Genomic DNA, 343 nt, shown 5'->3' on the forward strand with positions numbered 1-343 from the left:
CGCCTTACAAGCGAGTTAAGGAGATTCTTGCCAGTCGGATAAAAGAAGCATAAGCCAAGCAATACTACAAAGTTGAAGGCTCTAGCATGTAAGAGCAGTCAGCTTTAACGAGCTCAGTTCGGGGTATTAAAATCGCGGCTTGACTGCTTCGAGAATGCATCACGATATGCTTGCCGACTTTTTGCGGGCAAGATGCCTTTCCGACTGCCATGCTAAAAGTTTTCAGTGGGGCAGATAAAAAGCTATTGGATGACGCCTTCCAGCGTTATTTGACAGCCAACCGTACTCACTGACCTTAACTTCAAAAGGTTAAAAATCTGATTTCTTTTGCCAAGTTGAATCT

The sequence above is a fragment of the Lactobacillus delbrueckii subsp. delbrueckii DSM 20074 = JCM 1012 genome (assembly GCF_001433875.1).
GTDB classification, from domain to species: domain Bacteria; phylum Bacillota; class Bacilli; order Lactobacillales; family Lactobacillaceae; genus Lactobacillus; species Lactobacillus delbrueckii.